The organism is Sphingobium xenophagum NBRC 107872, assembly GCF_000367345.1.
Taxonomy (GTDB): Bacteria; Pseudomonadota; Alphaproteobacteria; order Sphingomonadales; family Sphingomonadaceae; genus Sphingobium; species Sphingobium xenophagum.
On sequence record NZ_BARE01000028.1, the window covers coordinates 1 to 17,449 of the forward strand.

21 protein-coding genes and 1 tRNA gene are annotated in these 17,449 nt (G+C 64.6%); 11 read left to right on the forward strand and 11 right to left on the reverse strand.

Translation table 11 applies throughout. From position 1 onward, the window contains the following. Positions 1-75 precede the first annotated feature (75 nt). From SX1_RS13050 to SX1_RS13060, 3 genes are read right to left on the reverse strand one after another with little or no spacing between them, the layout of a single operon-like run. Positions 76-360 (reverse strand): hypothetical protein, encoded by a 285-nt coding sequence (locus SX1_RS13050; protein ID WP_019053348.1) that lies wholly within the window; start codon positions 358-360, stop codon positions 76-78. A gap of 3 nt (positions 361-363) precedes the next feature. Next, entirely contained in the window at positions 364-492 is a 129-nt protein-coding gene (locus tag SX1_RS24840) for a hypothetical protein (RefSeq protein ID WP_017181547.1), read from the reverse strand. Between the two features lie 32 nt (positions 493-524). After that, positions 525-773 (reverse strand): hypothetical protein, encoded by a 249-nt coding sequence (locus SX1_RS13060; protein WP_255209758.1) that lies wholly within the window; start codon positions 771-773, stop codon positions 525-527. 261 nt (positions 774-1,034) lie between these two features. On the opposite strand from SX1_RS13060, the gene SX1_RS13065 reads away from it, so the two are divergent. Then, positions 1,035-2,396 (forward strand): amidohydrolase, encoded by a 1,362-nt coding sequence (locus SX1_RS13065; protein ID WP_017181549.1) that lies wholly within the window; start codon positions 1,035-1,037, stop codon positions 2,394-2,396. 5 nt (positions 2,397-2,401) lie between these two features. Here SX1_RS13065 and SX1_RS13070 read toward each other — a convergent pair whose 3' ends face one another. The 4 genes from SX1_RS13070 to SX1_RS13085 form a co-directional block, all read right to left on the reverse strand. Next, complete coding sequence (locus tag SX1_RS13070; RefSeq protein WP_019053350.1) at positions 2,402-3,391, reverse strand: nucleotidyltransferase domain-containing protein; 990 nt, start codon at positions 3,389-3,391, stop codon at positions 2,402-2,404. After that, the gene (locus tag SX1_RS13075) at positions 3,388-4,251 is read right to left on the reverse strand and encodes an HprK-related kinase A (RefSeq protein WP_019053351.1); all 864 of its coding nucleotides are present in this window, start codon (positions 4,249-4,251) and stop codon (positions 3,388-3,390) included. The genes SX1_RS13070 and SX1_RS13075 overlap by 4 nt, the downstream gene beginning before the upstream one ends. Then, positions 4,248-4,535, reverse strand: coding sequence for an HPr-rel-A system PqqD family peptide chaperone (locus SX1_RS13080; RefSeq protein ID WP_019053352.1), 288 nt, complete (start codon positions 4,533-4,535; stop codon positions 4,248-4,250). Before SX1_RS13080 ends, SX1_RS13075 begins: the two co-directional genes overlap by 4 nt. 217 nt (positions 4,536-4,752) lie before the next feature. After that, positions 4,753-5,193, reverse strand: a complete 441-nt coding sequence (locus SX1_RS13085) for a hypothetical protein (protein WP_019053353.1) — start codon at positions 5,191-5,193, stop codon at positions 4,753-4,755. Positions 5,194-5,291: 98 nt separating this feature from the next. Between SX1_RS13085 and SX1_RS13090 the strand changes: the two genes are divergently transcribed. The 7 genes from SX1_RS13090 to phoB all read left to right on the forward strand — a co-directional run bounded on the left by SX1_RS13090 (position 5,292) and on the right by phoB (position 12,725). Then, the gene (locus tag SX1_RS13090) at positions 5,292-6,545 is read left to right on the forward strand and encodes a sensor histidine kinase (protein ID WP_052310912.1); all 1,254 of its coding nucleotides are present in this window, start codon (positions 5,292-5,294) and stop codon (positions 6,543-6,545) included. A gap of 126 nt (positions 6,546-6,671) precedes the next feature. Then, positions 6,672-7,742: a substrate-binding domain-containing protein gene (locus SX1_RS13095; protein WP_019053355.1), complete on the forward strand. Its 1,071-nt coding sequence runs from the start codon at positions 6,672-6,674 to the stop codon at positions 7,740-7,742. An 8-nt stretch (positions 7,743-7,750) separates the two neighbouring features. Then, positions 7,751-9,145, forward strand: a complete 1,395-nt coding sequence (pstC, locus tag SX1_RS13100; RefSeq protein WP_019053356.1) for a phosphate ABC transporter permease subunit PstC — start codon at positions 7,751-7,753, stop codon at positions 9,143-9,145. Positions 9,146-9,269: 124 nt separating this feature from the next. After that, the gene (gene pstA, locus SX1_RS13105; RefSeq protein ID WP_019053357.1) at positions 9,270-10,511 is read left to right on the forward strand and encodes a phosphate ABC transporter permease PstA; all 1,242 of its coding nucleotides are present in this window, start codon (positions 9,270-9,272) and stop codon (positions 10,509-10,511) included. An 8-nt stretch (positions 10,512-10,519) separates the two neighbouring features. Continuing rightward, the gene (gene pstB / locus SX1_RS13110) at positions 10,520-11,308 is read left to right on the forward strand and encodes a phosphate ABC transporter ATP-binding protein PstB (RefSeq protein ID WP_019053358.1); all 789 of its coding nucleotides are present in this window, start codon (positions 10,520-10,522) and stop codon (positions 11,306-11,308) included. A gap of 17 nt (positions 11,309-11,325) precedes the next feature. After that, complete coding sequence (gene phoU / locus SX1_RS13115; protein WP_019053359.1) at positions 11,326-12,018, forward strand: phosphate signaling complex protein PhoU; 693 nt, start codon at positions 11,326-11,328, stop codon at positions 12,016-12,018. 5 nt (positions 12,019-12,023) lie between these two features. Beyond that, positions 12,024-12,725, forward strand: a complete 702-nt coding sequence (gene phoB / locus SX1_RS13120; protein ID WP_026149749.1) for a phosphate regulon transcriptional regulator PhoB — start codon at positions 12,024-12,026, stop codon at positions 12,723-12,725. 103 nt (positions 12,726-12,828) lie between these two features. Here the strand turns inward: phoB and def are convergent, their stop codons facing one another. Together def and recR are read right to left on the reverse strand one after the other, a co-directional pair. Further along, complete coding sequence (gene def, locus SX1_RS13125; protein ID WP_026002120.1) at positions 12,829-13,359, reverse strand: peptide deformylase; 531 nt, start codon at positions 13,357-13,359, stop codon at positions 12,829-12,831. A 68-nt stretch (positions 13,360-13,427) separates the two neighbouring features. Further along, complete coding sequence (gene recR, locus SX1_RS13130) at positions 13,428-14,024, reverse strand: recombination mediator RecR (protein WP_017181562.1); 597 nt, start codon at positions 14,022-14,024, stop codon at positions 13,428-13,430. 53 nt (positions 14,025-14,077) lie between these two features. Between recR and fmt the strand changes: the two genes are divergently transcribed. Beyond that, positions 14,078-14,986, forward strand: a complete 909-nt coding sequence (gene fmt / locus SX1_RS13135) for a methionyl-tRNA formyltransferase (protein WP_019053361.1) — start codon at positions 14,078-14,080, stop codon at positions 14,984-14,986. 52 nt (positions 14,987-15,038) lie between these two features. Next, the gene (truA, locus tag SX1_RS13140) at positions 15,039-15,782 is read left to right on the forward strand and encodes a tRNA pseudouridine(38-40) synthase TruA (protein WP_019053362.1); all 744 of its coding nucleotides are present in this window, start codon (positions 15,039-15,041) and stop codon (positions 15,780-15,782) included. On the opposite strand, the gene SX1_RS13145 is transcribed toward truA, so the two are convergent. After that, positions 15,779-16,498: a queuosine precursor transporter gene (locus SX1_RS13145; protein ID WP_019053363.1), complete on the reverse strand. Its 720-nt coding sequence runs from the start codon at positions 16,496-16,498 to the stop codon at positions 15,779-15,781. The genes truA and SX1_RS13145 overlap by 4 nt on opposite strands. Before the next feature lie 68 nt (positions 16,499-16,566). Between SX1_RS13145 and SX1_RS13150 the strand changes: the two genes are divergently transcribed. Then, positions 16,567-16,643: transfer RNA gene (locus tag SX1_RS13150), tRNA-Arg, on the forward strand. Between the two features lie 60 nt (positions 16,644-16,703). On the opposite strand, the gene fsa is transcribed toward SX1_RS13150, so the two are convergent. Continuing rightward, entirely contained in the window at positions 16,704-17,357 is a 654-nt protein-coding gene (gene fsa / locus SX1_RS13155; RefSeq protein WP_019053364.1) for a fructose-6-phosphate aldolase, read from the reverse strand. Between the last annotated feature and the right edge of the window lie 92 nt (positions 17,358-17,449).

A 17,449-nucleotide genomic window follows, 5' to 3' on the forward strand; every position in this document is an offset into this window, starting at 1 on the left:
CCGCCAATATCACGGGCGCGAATATGAGCATTGACGGCGGATGGACGGCGCAATGACGCGCCGCCCGGCCTGACATCAGGCCGGGCCAGCCTCCAGCCGGCGCAGCACCGCTTGCAGACCCTCCTCGCTCGCCGTCGCCAGCGGCAGCGGGCGGTCGGCCATGCCGTCATGCTGGCTGTTGAGGAACAGGATCGCGGCAGGCGCGCCCAGTTTCTCGATCGCGATCCGGGTGACGCGGCCCTGTCGTTCGGCTTCCGCCGGGGACAGGCGCACGGCATTGTGCGGCGTGAAGCGCCGACCCGGCGATGTGCGGTTGGAAGCGGGCGCTGGCGCGGACTGATCGGGTGTATCGTTCGCCATCGTTCAGCTTTTCAACGTCACGATGCCGACCGGGCCGGGCTTGGTAGACGGGTTGGACGCATTGGCCTTGGGCGGTTTTCCCGCCTTGGGCTTGCGGATTTCCCGGTTCGATTTCTTCTGACCCTTGGCCATGATCTGGATCTTTCCGCTATGTGAGAGGGAGGTCAGCGCGCCGCGTTCAACGCGGCTTCGGCGTCATCTTCAGCGCGAAATTCGGCGGCGATCGCCTCATCCTCCGTCGTGATCGTGCGCGTCGCGCGGCGACGTTCGGCGCTCGCAGCCAGCTTGGCTTCCCGGCCCCAGGCATTGGCAGCGGCCAGCGCAACGCCACGGGCGTTGGGCAGGGTTTCGGACAGGGAACGGGCGTGATGGATCGACTGCTGGGCAAGGCAGAAGGCGGATGTCTGGGCCATGGAGCAGGCTCCTTTGCGCGAGGGATCGGGATAGCAGGGCAGCAGGATGCGCTTCGTCGGACGCGCGCGGATCAAGCATGTCGCAGGAGGATGGACGATCATCGCGCCACGCAATGCGGCGGATCGTTCCTTTCACTTGTGAAATAGTATCGACGGCACGGGTTTACAAGGGCCGCCGCTTTTTCGGCATTTGGCACGCAGCCCCCCTTTCACCGGCCTGAAATCGCCTTATGCTGCGGGCAGCCAAGGGAGACTTTCATCATGCGCCATGCGCTCGCAGCCATATTGGCCGTCGCCAGCTTCACCTCCATCGCGATCGCCCAGACCGATCCGGCAACGCCGCCGACAGCCCCGGCGGAAACGCCGCAAAGCGCGATCGGCGCGACCATAGCGAAGGATATGGAAGGGCTGATGGCGCTCTATCGCGACCTCCATGCCAATCCCGAATTGTCGGAACAGGAAGTCAATACCGCCGCGAAGCTCGCAAAGCGGCTGAAAGCGTTGAAGTTCGACGTGACCGACAAGGTCGGCGGCACGGGCGTGGTTGCGGTGATGAAGAACGGGTCCGGCCCGGTGCTGCTGATCCGGGCGGATATGGACGCATTGCCGGTCGTCGAACAGACCGGGCTGCCCTTCGCGTCGAAAGTGCGTACCAAGACGCCCGAAGGCGTTGAAACGGGCGTCATGCATGCCTGCGGCCATGACACGCATATGACCGCCTTTATCGAAACGGCCAAGCTGCTGGCGGCGGCCAAGGATGAGTGGAAAGGCACGCTGGTGATGATCCTCCAGCCTGCCGAGGAAGTCGGGCGCGGCGCGCGGCTGATGCTGGAGGACGGGCTTTATACCCGCTTCCCCAAGCCGACCCACGCCATCGCCTTTCACGACGCGGCCAATCTGGAGGCGGGCAAGATCGGCTATACGCCCGGCTATGCGCTGGCCAATGTCGACAGCGTGGACATATTGGTGCGGGGTGTGGGCGGCCATGGCGCCTATCCGCAAACGACCAAAGACCCGATCGTGCTGGGATCGCGGATCGTGGGGACGCTCCAGACGCTGGTGAGCCGGGAGCAGGAGCCATCCGACCCGGCGGTCGTGACGGTGGGCAGTTTCCAGGGCGGGGCCAAGCATAATATCATCCCTGACGAAGCGAAATTGCTGCTGACGATCCGCAGCTATTCGGACGAGACGCGGGCCAGGCTGATCGACGGGATCAAGCGCATTTCGCGCGGCGAAGCGATCGCGGCCGGGGTGCCGGACGACCGGATGCCGGTGGTGACGGTGAAGGACGAATTCACCCCCTCCACCTACAACCCGCCCGAATTTGCCGAACAGATGGCAGGCGTTCTGAAAGGGCATTTCCCCGAAGGCCGGGTGGTCAAGACCCAGGCGGTGATGGGCGGCGAGGATTTCGGCCGCTTCTATCGCGCGGACAAGAGCATCCACAGCTTCATCTTCTGGGTCGGCGGCGTGCCTGCGGACAAGATGGCGGCGGCACAGGCGGGCCAGGCTCCCCTTCCCTCGCTCCACAGCCCTTTCTGGGCGCCGCAAGCCGACGCGGTAATCGCAACAGCGAGCGAAGCTATGACGGTGCTGGCGCTGGATATATTGAAGAAGGAATAGGCTTCCTATTGCGGCCGATGCCCCTTGCGCCATTTGGTCCACAGGTGCCGGGCCAGCATCAAGGGCGGCATTCTTATCCAGTGGGAGCGCAGGAAGAAGGCGAACACCAGCGCCTTGCGGGTCTCGCGGCCCCAGCCGTCGCGGGCCAGCAGCCGGGCGCGGATCAGGCGATCCCACAGTGTCAGGCGCGCGCCGGGGCCGTAGAACGCGGCGGCCAGCCGCTGCGCTTGGCGGACATGGGGCGTCAGGCCATGGCGCGCGGCGCGGCTCGCCAATATGTCCGGGTCAGTGTCGGCCAGCAGATGATGGATGTCCCACAGGTTGCGCAGCCCGCCCTGCAAATCGCCATCGGCCAGCATATGGGCGACGGCATGGACGACCCGATCTTCGGGGGACAGGACGAAAAGGCCATCATCCACAGGCACGGCGTCGGCGATCATCGCGGCGGCATCGGGGGTCTGGCGCGCGGTCAGCGGCAATATCGTGTGATGCACGTCGATCATCCGGTCGCGCGTCGCGTGGATCATCGGCGGGAGCTCGTGCATCCATTGGCGATAATAGGCATCGTCATAGGGATCATCCTTCACCCATTCCCAGCCCGCCGCGATCAGCGCCTGTTCGACCGCCGCCATCGCCTCGACCGGCACGAGGATGTCGAGATCGCCGATGAAGCGGCCCTGCCCGGCCTTCAACCCGGCGGCGGCATAGGCCGTGCCCTTGAGCAGGACGACACGCACGCCCAGATCCCCAAGCGCCTGCGCCGCGCGGTCAGCCTCCCATAGCGCCTGCCGCGCTTCGCGAGCGGCATCCAGCCGCGCATCGGACAGGATCGGCGTGAGCGCTGGGGGCACCGTCACCCCGTCAAGCCGAAACGCCAGCGTCCCGATCAGCCGTTCGGCACGCGCGGCGGCGATCAGGCCGTTCCAGCCGGATGCGTCCAGCCCGGCGACGGACGCAGGATCACGCAGCGCGCGCACCAGCAGCGCGGCGCTCATGCCATCTCCTCCCACAGCCGTTCGACCATGGCGATGGCGTCCTCACCCGTGGGGAAGTCGATCGCGCGGGCGGGAACATCGCGCACGAACCGGGTCAGCGCCGTGAAAGCCGGTTCGCCCAACGCGACATAATTGGTCGAGGCTTGCGTCAGGCGCATGAAAATTTCCGCCTGGCCAACGGCGCGCATGTCGGCGGCGTGGCCGAAGCGGGGGAAAAGCAGCAGTGCGGGCATCGCCCCCTGCCCCATGCGCGCGACCGCATCATGGCGCGGGACCATATGGCGAATGTCGCCCTTGGCCGTGGCGGCGAGCAGCGGTCCCATGCGCCCCTCCCCGACTTGGCCCGCCACCACGTCGATCGCGCGATTCTTGAGGCTGACGAGGCGGGGAAAGGGCAGGATCGCGCCGCTATCAAGGTCCAGCAAGGCAAATTCATCGCCCATGAAGCGCCAGCCACGTTCGCCAAGCAGGGCCGCGAGGGTCGATTTACCGGAGCCGGACTCGCCGGTCATCACCAGCACGCGACCATCTTTTTCGACGCTGGAGGCATGAAGCAGCAGATGCCGCCGCCAGCCCAGCGCCATTTGCAGGTTCATCCCCATCTCCGCCGCGAGCAGGCCATGGGACAGGCTCATCGGCGCGGCATCGGCCAGGCCATGGTCGCCGGTGATGAAAATGGACGGACGGATGAAGCGGCGCACAAGGCTGGTCGGCTGGAGCCGGACGGTGAAATCGGCGACGGCGTCGGAAGGTTGCGGATAGGCGGCGTAGAGGCTGGCCAGTTGCGCAACTGGCGCGGGCCAGGCGGAGCCGATGCGGAAGGTCGCCGGGCCAATGCGCAGCGTCAGATGGTGCCTCATGCCGGGCGTACCAGGCCGAGCGCCACCAGCGCGTCGAGATGGGCGGCGATTTCGTCCATCGCTTCGTCTGCCGGGCCAAGGTCGAAGCTGCGGGCCAGCCGGTCGTGGATCTGCGCCACGCTGGCCGGGCCGCCATCAACCAGTTGATCGAGAATTTCGGGGACCGGGCTGATCACCATATGGGTCTGACCCGACCGGGGATGATAGAGCAGGACGATGTCGTCGAGCGCGCAGGCAGTCACCGCGTCCGCACCGTCCCGCCGATAGAGTTTCGTCGCTGTCACTCTCTGCTACCCCATAAGCAGCGCCCTGCTCCGGCGCTATTGCATATGGTGCCACCACATGCCCGTCATGCTGAACTTGTTTCAGCATCCATTTCTCGTCCCAAACAACTGCTTGATCTGGTGAAATGGACCCTGAAACAAGTTCAGGGTGACGATGAAGGAGATGTTGGCCTCACATACATCCGCCCTGCCCTAACGCAGAGGGGTAGCCAAGTGCCTAACGCGGCATCTGAAGCGAGGCGTAGCAGGTGAAGCCGCTGGTGCCGGACTGAAGGCGGCGGATATAGTTGAGATAGGCCTGATTCTGCTGATAGCTGGTGCCGGGCAGCGGGCGTCCCCGCAAGGCTTGCTTGACCTGTTCGCCGGTGAAGGGGCGGCCCGCGCCGGGAAAGGCGCCGGGCGTCCCGGCGGGGACGAGTTGGCCATTGGGGGCGATCAGATTGCCCGCCCGGCCGGCATCCGGCACGGGTATCGTGCAGTTGAGGACCGAGGCGGCAGTATTGGCCAGCGCCGGGCGGATCGACACGATCGCGGACGCCGCCGCTGCGCCACCCATCAACAACTGGCGACGCGAAGGCACGGCCAGATCGGGCGTGTCGGCCTGTGCAGCCATATCGCGCTGCTGGTCATCATCCTGTCCGGTCATCGGCTCGCTCATCTGATCCTGGTCCGCTATCGGGCTTGCCAAAGCGTCATGATTACACGCTATTGGGCCAGACATCGCAGCAAATGCGCGACAAATCCAGTGCGGTAACCATGAATCGACTCAGTCCTTCCCAGATCATCGCCTCCTTCGCCGTCCTGCTGCTGAGCACGGGCGCTGCCCTGATGATGGGCGCATCCCCCTTTGCCGTCATGCTGCCGGTGCTGGCGGGCGTGATCGTCCTGGCCATTACCGCCGAAGCCGGTACGCCGCGGCGCGACGTACCGAAAGTGACGCTGGACGAGCCGGACCTGATCGACCATCCCGATTTCGCGAGCCTGCTGGAGGGGATTTCCGATCCGCTGATGCTGGTGGAGCGCGGGCGGATCGCACGGGTCAACCGGGCGGCGCAACGCCTGCTGGGCGCGCATATCGAGGGAGAGGATGCGCGCATCGCCATCCGCCATCCCGCCGCGGCCGAACGACTGGCGAGCCTTGCCCCGCTGGCCGAACCGTTCATGATCGAACTGGTCGGGCTGGGCACGCGCGAGCAGCGCTGGCAGATGCGGGTCGCGCCGGTGGGCGCGGTGGCGGACATGCGCCGCCTGGTGCATCTGGTCGACCATAGCGGCACCCATGCCGCCGAACGGATGCGGGTCGATTTCGTCGCCAATGCCAGCCATGAACTGCGCACGCCGCTGGCCGGGATATTGGGCTTTATCGAAACGCTGGCCGATCCCGAACTGGGCAAGGATGACGAAACCCGGCAGCGCTTCCTGAAAATCATGGATGGCGAAGCGCGGCGGATGCAGCGACTGGTCGATGACCTGATCTCGCTGTCGCGGATCGAGGCGGAGAAATATCGCGCGCCCGCGGACGCGGTCGATCTGGGCGAACTGGTCGCCGAAGCGGTCAACGTGTTCCGATCCAGCCATGGCGAGCGTGGCCGCGAGGTGGAGATGGATGTCGCGCCGGGCCGGCAGGCGGTGCAGGGCGATCGGGCGCAGCTGTCGCAGCTGCTGCACAATCTGATCGGCAATTCGGTCAAATATGGCCGCCCCGGCACGCCGATCCGGGTGACGCTGAGCGAAGGCGGCAGCCGCATGTGCCGCCTGTCCGTAGCCGACGAAGGGGAAGGCATAGGCCCGGACCATCTGCCGCGCCTGACCGAGCGCTTCTACCGCGTCGATTCAGGGCGCAGCCGGGCGATGGGCGGCACCGGGCTGGGGCTGGCGATCGTCAAACATATTGTCGAACGGCATCGCGGACGGCTGGACGTAGCGAGCGTTTTGGGCAAGGGAACGACCGTGACCGTGCTGCTGCCGCTGATGAACGAGGCGGAAGCCGGGCAGGTTTGCCCAAAATAGCGATCCTGTCATCATCGCCTTTTGCGATGTCATCAAACTGCAACCTGAATGTCACAATGCCGCGATGGAGCGGCCCTATAGCGCCGGTCAAAAGGGGCAGCGAACAGCGAATCGCGGCCTTTCATAATGGAGGTTTCCGTGCATAAATTCACCCTGTTCGCCGCAACGGCATTGAGCGTCATTTCCCTGTCCGCCTGCGGCGACCAGAGCGGCAGCGGCGGCGCGGGCCAGACCCGCGACCAGATTCGCGCGGTCGGATCGTCGACTGTCTATCCCTTCGCGACGGCGGTTGCCGAACTGTTCGTTCAGGGCAATCCCGGCATGAAGTCGCCGATCATCGAATCGACCGGCACTGGCGGCGGCATGAAGCTGTTCTGCGCCGGCGTCGGCGCCCAGCATCCCGACATTGCCGATGCATCGCGCCGGATGAAGAAATCCGAATTCGACATGTGTGCGACCAATGGGGTCAAGAACATCATCGAAGTGCAGGTCGGCGTCGACGGCCTGGCCTTTGCCGAAGCCAAAAATGGCCCCGGCTACAAGCTGACGCCAAAAATCGTCTATGAGGCGCTGGCGGCCAATCCCTATGGCAAGGGCCCGAACAAGGCGCAGACCTGGAAGGATGTCGATCCCAGCCTGCCCGCCATCGCGATTTCGGTCTTCGGTCCTCCGTCCACCAGCGGCACGCGCGATTCGCTGGCGGAACTGATCCTGGAAAAAGGTTGCCAGTCCGACCCGGCGATGAAGGAACTGAAAGAGAAGAACGAGGACGATTATAAGGCGACCTGCACCCGCGTCCGTGAGGACGGCAAATATGTCGATTCGGGCGAGAATGACAATCTGATCGTCCAGAAACTGGGCGCGAACCCCAATGCGGTCGGCATATTCGGCTACAGTTTCCTGGAAGAGAATAAGGACACGCTCAAGGATGTGCCGATCAACGGCATCCAGGCGACCTATGAAACGGTCTCGACCGGCCAGTATCCAGGTGCGCGTCCGCTCTATATCTACGTGAAGAAGGCGCATATTGCGGCCATTCCGGGGCTGCAAAACTATCTCAACACCTTCGCCGCCAACTGGGCGCCCGATGGCGCCCTCACCAAGCGCGGCATGGTCGCGGCCCCCGAAGATGTCCGCAAGGCCAGCGCCGAAACGATCAAGGCGCTGACCGTGCTTGACGGCTCCAAGCTGAAGTAAGGGCCATAATGACCGGTCCCGCACTTTTCCTGCTGCTCGCTGGCCTGGGCGCTATCGCCTGGGTCAGCGCCCGCGCCCGCGCCATGCGTTTGCAGACCGTGGCACGGGCGACCGGGCGGCGCGATGCCGTCCATTCGCTGCCGGGCTATCATGGCTGGTATGTCGCCTTGTGGGCGATCGTCCCGGCGGTCCTGTTTCTGGCGGTCTGGTCCAATATCGCCCCCGGTCTGGTGACGCAGGCGGTGCTGGCCGATCCGGCGGCGCAAAGCCTGCCCGCCGACGATTTCTCGCGCTCCGCCATATTGGGTGAGGCACGGGCGATCGCGACGGGCGCGCAGGCGGGCGCGTTCAATCCGCTGTCGCAGGGACTGGTCGAACCCTATCGCGCCGCCATCAGCAAATATGGCCTGGCGGGCGCTGTGCTGGCGATCGTGCTGGCCTTTGCCGGCGGCGCCTATGCCTTCACGCGCGTTCGCCCCGATTTCCGGGCGCGCACGCGGGTCGAACGGCTGGTGATGGCGACGCTGCTGATCGCATCGCTGATCGCGATCGTGACGACGGTGGGGATCGTCGCGTCCCTGCTGTGGGAAAGTTTCCGCTTCTTCTCCATGGTCAATCCGCTGGACTTCCTGTTCGGCACCAAATGGTCGCCGCAATCGGCGGCGATGGGCTATGGCAACAAGGATGCGTTCGGCGCGGTGCCGCTGTTCTGGGGCACCATTTTCATCGGCGCGATCATCGCCATGGTCGTCGCCATTCCGCTGGGCCTGATGAGCGCTATTTACCTGACCCAATATGCCCAGCCCGTCGTGCGCAAATGGATGAAACCGACGCTGGAGATGCTCGCGGGCGTTCCAACGGTTGTCTATGGCTATTTCGCGGCGCTCACCATTGCGCCTGCGCTGCGCGACTTTGCGGTGATGATCGGCATCCATGGCGCTTCCTCGGAAAGCGCGCTGGCGGCTGGTCTGGTGATGGGCGTGATGATCATTCCCTTCGTCTCCTCCATGGCCGACGACAGCATCGCCGCCGTGCCGCAGTCGATGCGCGACGGCAGCCTGGCGATGGGCGCGACCACCAGCGAAACGATCCGCAAGGTGTTGATCCCGGCCGCCCTGCCCGGCGTGGTCGGCGGCGTATTGCTGGCGGTCAGCCGCGCGATCGGCGAAACGATGATCGTGGTCATGGCCGCCGGTCTGGCCGCGAACCTGACCCTCAACCCCTTTGCCAGCGTGACCACGGTGACGACCCAGATCGTCCAGTTGCTGACCGGCGACCAGGAATTTGACAGCGCCAAGACGCTGGCCGCCTTCGCGCTCGGCCTGGTGCTGTTCATCGTCACCCTGCTGCTCAACATCGTGGCCCTGCGGGTCGTGAAGAAATATCGCGAGGCTTACGAATGAGCCGGAACACCCAACATCCGTTCGCCCTGAGCGAAGTCGAAGGGTTCGACCGACCGGAGGGAGGTCACTTCGCTGCGCTCAGAGGAAGGCTTCGACAGGCTCAGCCCGAACGGGGAGAGACAGAATGACCACTCGCAACCCCACCGACTGGAAGTCGGACGCGATGCGCAAGCGGATTGCGCGGCGCTATGCGGCCGAGCGGCGGTTCAAATTCGCCGGCCTGTTCGCCGTGGCGCTCTCTGCCGCCTTCCTCGCCTTCCTGCTGTTCACGATGATCGGCAACGGGCTGCGCGGTTTTACCCGCACGGAAATCGCGCTTCAGGTCAACTTCCCTGCATCCCCGCTGCTGCTTGATCCGGCCAACATCACCGACGCAGCCTTGGCCAATGCCAATCTGCCGATGGTGACCGGGCAGGTCGCCAAGGCAGCGCTCGGCCCGGACGCCGACGCCCTGCTGTCGCCGACCGCCTGGATCAGCATCCGCGATGCGATCAAGGCCGATCCGGCGATATTGGGACGGACGGTGACGATCCGCGTTCCAGCCTCGACCACCATAGACCTTGCCGCCAAGCATGAAGGCGCGCCGGAAGCCGAAGCGGCAGTGGAGCGACTGCGCAAGGCGGGGCTGCTGACGACCGGCTTCAACTGGGGCTTCCTGACGTCCAGCGACGGCACCGATCCGACGCAGGTCGGCATCTGGGGGGCGTTCAAGGGTTCGTTGCTGACGATGCTGGTGACGCTGGCGCTCAGCTTCCCGGTTGGCGTGGCCACCGCCCTCTATCTGGAGGAATATGCGCCCAAGACGTGGTGGACCGACATTATCGAAGTGTCGATCAACAATCTGGCGGCGGTCCCCTCGATCATCTTCGGCCTGCTTGGCCTGTCCATCTTCCTCAACTTCATGCACCTGCCACGATCGGCGCCGCTGATCGGGGGCATGACGCTGGCGCTGATGACGATGCCGGTCATCGTCATCGCCGGGCGCAACGCGATCAAGTCCGTCCCGCCCAGCATCCGCGACGCGGCGCTCGGCATCGGCGCCTCGCCGGTGCAGGTCGTGTTCCACCATGTCCTGCCGCTGGCGCTGCCCGGCATCCTGACCGGCACGATCATCGGCATGGCGCGCGCGCTGGGCGAAACCGCGCCGCTGCTGATGATCGGCATGCGCGCCTTCATCGCGACGCCGCCGGGCGGGATCAACGATCCGGCGACGGTGTTGCCGGTGCAGATCTTCCTGTGGTCCGATGAAGTCTCCAGGGGCTTTGTCGAAAAGACGTCGGCCGCGATCATCGTGCTGCTGGCCTTCCTCCTCGCGATGAATGGCCTGGCCATCTATCTGCGCAACAAGTTTGAAACACGGTGGTAAACGCGCCCATGACCGAAGCAACAAATCCCCTGGCCATTGCCAACCCCAAAATGTCGGCCCGCGACGTCAAGGTATTTTACGGCGCGAAGCAGGCGATCAAGGGCGTGTCGATCGACGTCGACATGGACCATGTCACCGCCTTCATCGGCCCGTCGGGGTGCGGCAAGTCGACCTTCCTGCGGACGTTGAACCGCATGAACGACACGGTCGCCAGCGCGCGGGTGGAAGGCACGATCACGCTGGATGGGGACGATATTTATTCCCCGTCGATGGACGTGGTGCAACTGCGCGCGCGGGTCGGCATGGTGTTCCAGAAGCCCAACCCCTTCCCCAAGTCGATCTACGAAAATATCGCCTATGGGCCGCGCATCCATGGCCTGGCCCATGCCAAGGCGGACCTGGACGTGATCGTCGAAAAGTCTCTGCGCCGCGCGGGCCTTTGGGAAGAAGTGAAGGACCGGCTGCACGACAGCGGCACTGCCCTGTCCGGCGGACAGCAGCAGCGGCTGTGCATTGGCCGCGCTATTGCGGTGGAGCCGGAGGTCATCCTGATGGACGAACCCTGTTCCGCGCTGGACCCGATCGCGACGGCGAAGATCGAGGAACTGATCCACGAATTGCGCGGCCGCTATGCGATCGTCATCGTGACCCACAACATGCAGCAGGCTGCGCGCGTGTCGCAATGCACCGCCTTCTTCCACCTCGGCGATCTGGTAGAATATGGCGTGACGAGCGACATCTTTACGAACCCGACGCAGGAGCGGACCAAGGATTATATCACCGGTCGCTACGGCTGATCGCGGGAGAAACGAATATGGCTGAACATACGATCAAGGCGTTCGACGATGAAATCGACAGGCTGCGCGGCCTGATCGCGGAAATGGGTGGGCGGGCCGAAGCCGCCATCGAAAGCGCGATGATCGCGCTGCAACGGCAGGATCTGGCGCTGGCGGCGCAGGTGGTGGCCGAGGACAAGCGTATCGACGCGATCGAGGCGGAAGTCGAAAAGCTGGTCATCCAGGTGATTGCGCTCCGCGCGCCGATGGCCAACGACCTGCGCGACGTGATCGCCGCGCTCAAGATTGTCGGCGTGGTCGAGCGGATTGGCGATTATGCCAAGAATATCGCCAAGCGGGTGCCGCTGATCATGGTCAACCAGCGCACGCTGGAGCCGGTGTCGCTGTTGCCGTCCATGGGACAGGTGGCGAGCGAGATGGTGCATGACGCGCTCAACGCCTTTGCCGCGCGCGATCCCGATCTGGCGGTCGCCGTGGTCGAGCGCGACACGGTGGTCGACGATTTCTACAACAGTGTGTTCCGCACGCTGGTCACCTATATGGTCGAAAATCCCAAGACGATCAGCGAATGCGCGCATCTGCTGTTCATCGCCAAGAATATCGAGCGGATCGGCGACCATGCGACCAATGTCGCGGAAATGGTCTATTATGCGGCCACGGGCCAGACCCTGCCCGACCGCGATCGCGGTGGCGCGGCGGCGGAGGAATAAGAATCATGGCCCGTGCAAAAATGCTGCTGGTCGAGGATGACGCAGCGCTGGCCGAATTGCTGATCTGGCATTTCAAGCGTGAGGATTTCGACGTCGCCCATACGGTCGATGGCGAGGAAGCCCTGCTGATGGCGCAGGAAAATGTGCCCGACATCGTGCTGCTCGACTGGATGGTGGAAAGCCTGTCGGGCATCGAGGTGTGCCGCCGCCTGCGCCGCGCCAACGGCACCGCCAATGTGCCGATCATCATGCTGACCGCGCGCGGTGAGGAAGAGGATCGGGTGCGCGGGCTGGAAACCGGCGCGGACGATTATGTGACCAAGCCGTTTTCGCCACGCGAGCTGGTGGCGCGGGTCGGCGCGGTGCTGCGGCGGGTACGCCCGGCGCTGGCCGGCGAGACGCTGACCTTTGCCGATGTCGAGATGGACACGGTGGGGCACAAGGTACGGCGCGGCGGCCAGGTGATCCCGCTTGGCCCAACCGAATTCCGCCTGCTGCGCCATTTTCTGGAGCATCCCGGCTGGGTATTCTCGCGCGAGCGTCTGCTCGACAGCGTGTGGGGGCAGGACAGCGATATCGAACTGCGCACCGTGGACGTGCATATCCGCCGCCTGCGCAAGGCGATCAACGGCGATGGCCAGTTTCAGGACATCATCCGCACCGTGCGGTCGGCGGGCTATGCGCTCGACACCGACGGGGTGAGCTGACCCAAAGACCCGTCATGCCAGCGAAGGCTGGCATCTCCCTTGTTCTTGCAGCGCCGCGCAAAGGCAGCGAGATCCCGGCTGTCGCCGGGATGACGGACATAAATCAGGCGGCGCGGCGGGCCTTGGTCAGCTTCTTCATCAGCATGTCCCGCTTCATGCGCGACAGATGGTCGATGAAGAGGACACCCTCCAGATGGTCCATTTCATGCTGGAGGCAGGTGGCAAGCAGCCCGTCGAGCTGTTCCTCATGAATGCGGCCGTCACGGTCCATCCAGCTGGCGCGGATCGTCGCGGGGCGCTCCACCTCCGCATATTGGTCGGGAACGGACAGGCAGCCCTCGTTATAGACGGATAAATCCTCCGATTCCTTGAGGATTTCGGGGTTGATGAACACCATCGGCTTCTTGACCGGGGGAGCGTCCTCCGCGTCGGATTCCGGTTCCTGCAAATCCATTACCAGCACCCGCTTGGGCACGCCGACCTGGATCGCGGCCAGGCCGATGCCCGGCGCGTCGTACATGGTGTCGAACATGTCGTCGATCAGACGTTGCAGATCGTCGTCGATCGACTCCACGGGGGTCGAAATGGTGCGCAGGCGCGGGTCCGGCGCCTCTAGGATGGGAAGAATGGCCATCTTCATAAAATAGCGGAAAGACGCAGGATTTCAAGCGATCCACGGCGCGGGCAAAAGGTTTCGCTCCCCTACCCCACCGGCCTTCGCGCCCGCAGCGCCTGCGCCAGCGTTCCTTCGTCCAGATAGTCCAGTTCGCCACCCACCGGCACGCCATGGGCCAACTGGGTCAGGCGGATCGGGAAATGTTCGAGCCGCTCGGCCAGATAATGGGCGGTCGTCTGCCCCTCCAGCGTGGCGTTCATCGCCAGCACCACTTCATCGATACCGCCCTGTTCCAGCCGCCCGACCAGCGCATCGATGGTCAGATCCTCCGGCCGCACCCCTTCCAGGGCGGACAGGCGACCGCCCAGCACATGGAAGCGGCCGGGAAAAAGGCGGGACTTGTCGAGCGCCCACAGGTCGGCGACATCCTCCACGACGCACAGCGCACGCGGGTCGCGGCGCGGATCGGCGCAAATGCCGCAGGGATCGACCGTGTCGACATTGCCGCAGACATGGCAGGTGACCAGCCGGTCGTTCACTGCCTCCAGCGCGCGCAGCAGCGGGGCCATGGCGGCTTCGCGCTTCTTGATGAGGTGCAGCACCGCCCGCCGCGCCGAACGCGGCCCCAGACCGGGCAGGCGGGACAAGGCTTGCGTCAGCGCTTCGATTTCGGGAGAGGCCATGCCGTGAGATAAGGGCTTGCAACCCGTCCCGACAAGGGCTTTGAGATGACGCTATGCGTATCATCTACATGGGCACTCCCGATTTCGCGGTTCCCGCGCTCGACGCACTGGCAAAGGCGGGGCACGACATCGTCGCGGTCTATAGCCAGCCGCCCCGTCCGGCCGGGCGTGGCAAGAACCTGACCCCCTCCCCCGTCCATCAACGGGCCGAGGCGATGGGGATTGAGGTTCGGACGCCAGAATCGCTGAAGGACGCGGCGGTACAGGCCGCCTTCGCGACGCTCGATGCCGATGTCGCGGTGGTCGCGGCCTATGGGCTTATCCTGCCGCGCGCCATATTGGATGCGCCGCGCCATGGCTGCATGAACATCCACGCATCATTGCTGCCGCGTTGGCGTGGGGCGGCGCCGATCCAGCGGGCGATCCTGTCGGGCGACAATGTCACCGGGGTCACGATCATGGACATGGCGGCTGGCCTGGATACCGGGCCGATGCGGGCCAAATATGTGACCAAGATAGAGGGCAAGACGGCGGGCGCGCTGACCGCCGAACTGGCGCAGGCGGGCGCGGACCTGATGGTCGAGGTGCTGGACGATGTCGCGCAGCATCCGCCAATGGCCCAACCCGATGAGGGCGTCACCTATGCTGCCAAGATCGCCAAGGCGGAGGCGCGGATAGACTTCACCCGGCCCGCGCTTCAGATCGAGCGGCAGGTTCGCGGCTTCAATCCTTTTCCCGGTGCCTTTTTCGAATATGGCGGGGAGCGGTTTCGCATCCTGACGGCGCAGGTCGAGCATGAGGATGGCGCGCCCGGCGCGTTGCTGGACGACGCGCTGCTGATCGCGTGTGGCCATGGCGCGATCCGCCCGACATTGATCCAGCGCGCGGGCAAGGCGGCGATGACGCCGGATGAGATGCTGCGCGGGTTCGATATGCCGGCCGGGAGCCGGGTGGATGGGTGAGATGGCGCGCCCCCCGTATCTCGACCATGTTCGACACGAACGCCCCTGAGCCATGACCCGTTTTGCCTTCACCGTCGAATTTGACGGACGGCCGTTCATGGGATGGCAGCGGCAGGCGCATGGGCCGAGCGTGCAGCAGGCGATCGAGGATGCGATCCATGCCGTGACGGGCGAGCGGGTCGTGGTTCATGCCGCCGGGCGCACCGACGCCGGCGTGCACGGGCTGGCGATGCGCGCCCATGCCGATGTGGCCAAGCCGATGACGCCATTCCGCCTGATGGAGGCGATCAACGCGCGGCTGGGAAGGCAGCCGGTGGCGATATTGGGTTGCGAAGAAGTATCAGACGACTGGCACGCGCGCTTTTCATGCATAGGCCGATCCTATGTCTATCGCATCGTCAACCGCCGCGCGGCGCTGACCTTCGAAGCGGGACTCGCCTGGCAGGTGAAGCCGCAGCTTGATGCCGGGGCAATGCATGACGCGGCACAAGTGCTGGTCGGGCTACATGATTTCACCACCTTCCGCTCGGCCCACTGCCAGTCGGCCAGCCCGGTCAAGACGCTCGACCGGCTAAGCGTCGAGCGGGAGGGGGACCGGATTGCGATCCATGCCGGGGCGCGGTCTTTCCTGCACCATCAGGTGCGATCCATGGTCGGTTGCCTGGCGATGGTGGGAATGGGGCGATGGTCGGCCGATGACCTGCGCGATGCGCTGGAGGCCCGTAACCGTGCCGCGCTGGGGCTCAATGCGCCGCCAGATGGCCTCTATTTCGTGCGGGCCGATTATCCGGCTTAAAGCCGGGCGCGGAACGGCGTGAAATTGGTGCCCTGATCATAGACGTCCAGCCCTTCGCGCCGCTTGAGCATATTGACCACGCCATAAGTGATGGGCGTCAGCAATGCTTCCCAGCCGACCTTCATCGCCCAGTTGGTGACCATGACGGTCAGCACCTGCGCATTGCTCCACTGTCCGTAAAAGGCGAGCGGATAGAAGAGCAGGCTGTCCACGCCCTGCCCCACGACCGTCGACCCGATCGTTCGCATCCAAAGGTGCCGCCCTTGCGTCAGCACCTTCATGCGGGCCAGGACGAAGCTGTTGGCAAATTCCCCGGCCCAGAAGGCGATGAGGGAAGCGAACACGATGCGCCAGGTATTGCCGAACACCGATTCATAGGCGTCCTGCCCCGGCCAGCCGGGCGCTGGCGGCAGCGCGACCACCACCCAGCTCATCAGCGCCATGAACAGCATCGCGACAAAGCCGGCCCAGACGCAGCGCCGCGCGCGGGCATAGCCATAGACTTCGGTCAGCACGTCGCCGATGACATAGCCCAGCGGAAAAAACAGGATGCCCGCACCAAAGGTGACGCCGCCCAGCGTCGACAGCTTGGCCGCGCCGATCAGGTTGGACAGAAGCAGGATGACGACGAAGGCCGCCATCACAAAGTCGAAATAGCGCAACGGGCGACCGCCCAGCGCATCGGCATCGATTTTCTGAACGGCCCCGTCGATCATGCAGCCGTGCATATCGCACAGGCCGGTGATTGCAAGCTGCCGCGCGCGCCGCTATCGGGGCGAAGCATGGCCCCGTAGCTCAGCTGGATAGAGCATCCGCCTTCTAAGCGGATGGTCGCAGGTTCAAGTCCTGCCGGGGTCACCATCCATCATAGAAGGACGATCAGCGCCGGGCGCGTCGTCTAACGCGCCCGGCGATCCTGGATCAGAGGATGGTCTGGCCGGTCTTTTCCCAGTCGGCCAGGAAGCCTGCAATGCCCTTGTCGGTCAGGACATGGTTGAACAGCGCCTTGATGACCGCGGGCGGCGCGGTCATGACGTCGGCGCCGATGCGGGCGCTTTCCAGCACATGGATGGGGTGGCGGACCGAAGCGACCAGAATTTCGGTATCGAACCCATAATTGTCGTAGATCAGGCGGATGTCCTGAATGAGGGCCATGCCGTCAAAGCCGTTATCGTCATGCCGACCGACAAAGGGCGAGATGAAGCTGGCGCCCGCCTTGGCCGCGAGCAGCGCCTGATTGGCGGAAAAGCACAGCGTGACGTTGACCAGCACGCCATCGTCGGTCAGCGCCTTGCAGGTTTTGAGGCTGTCGATGGTCAACGGCACCTTGATGCAGACATTGGGCGCGATCTTCCGCAGGACGGCGGCTTCCTTCATCATCGTCTCATGATCGAGCGCGACGACTTCGGCGGAAACGGGGCCTTCGACCAGCCCGCAAATTTCCTCGACCACTTCCAGGAACTTGCGGCCCGATTTGTGGATCAGCGACGGGTTGGTGGTCACGCCATCGAGCAGGCCGGTGGCGGCGAGATCACGGATTTCGGCGGTGTCGGCGGTATCGACAAAGAATTTCATGGAATGCGGCTCCGGGGATGGGCGAATCCGGTCCCTTTAGCGGCTGGCGGCGGGATTGGCCATGTCGGATCGGGTGATTGTGTCGTCCCGCC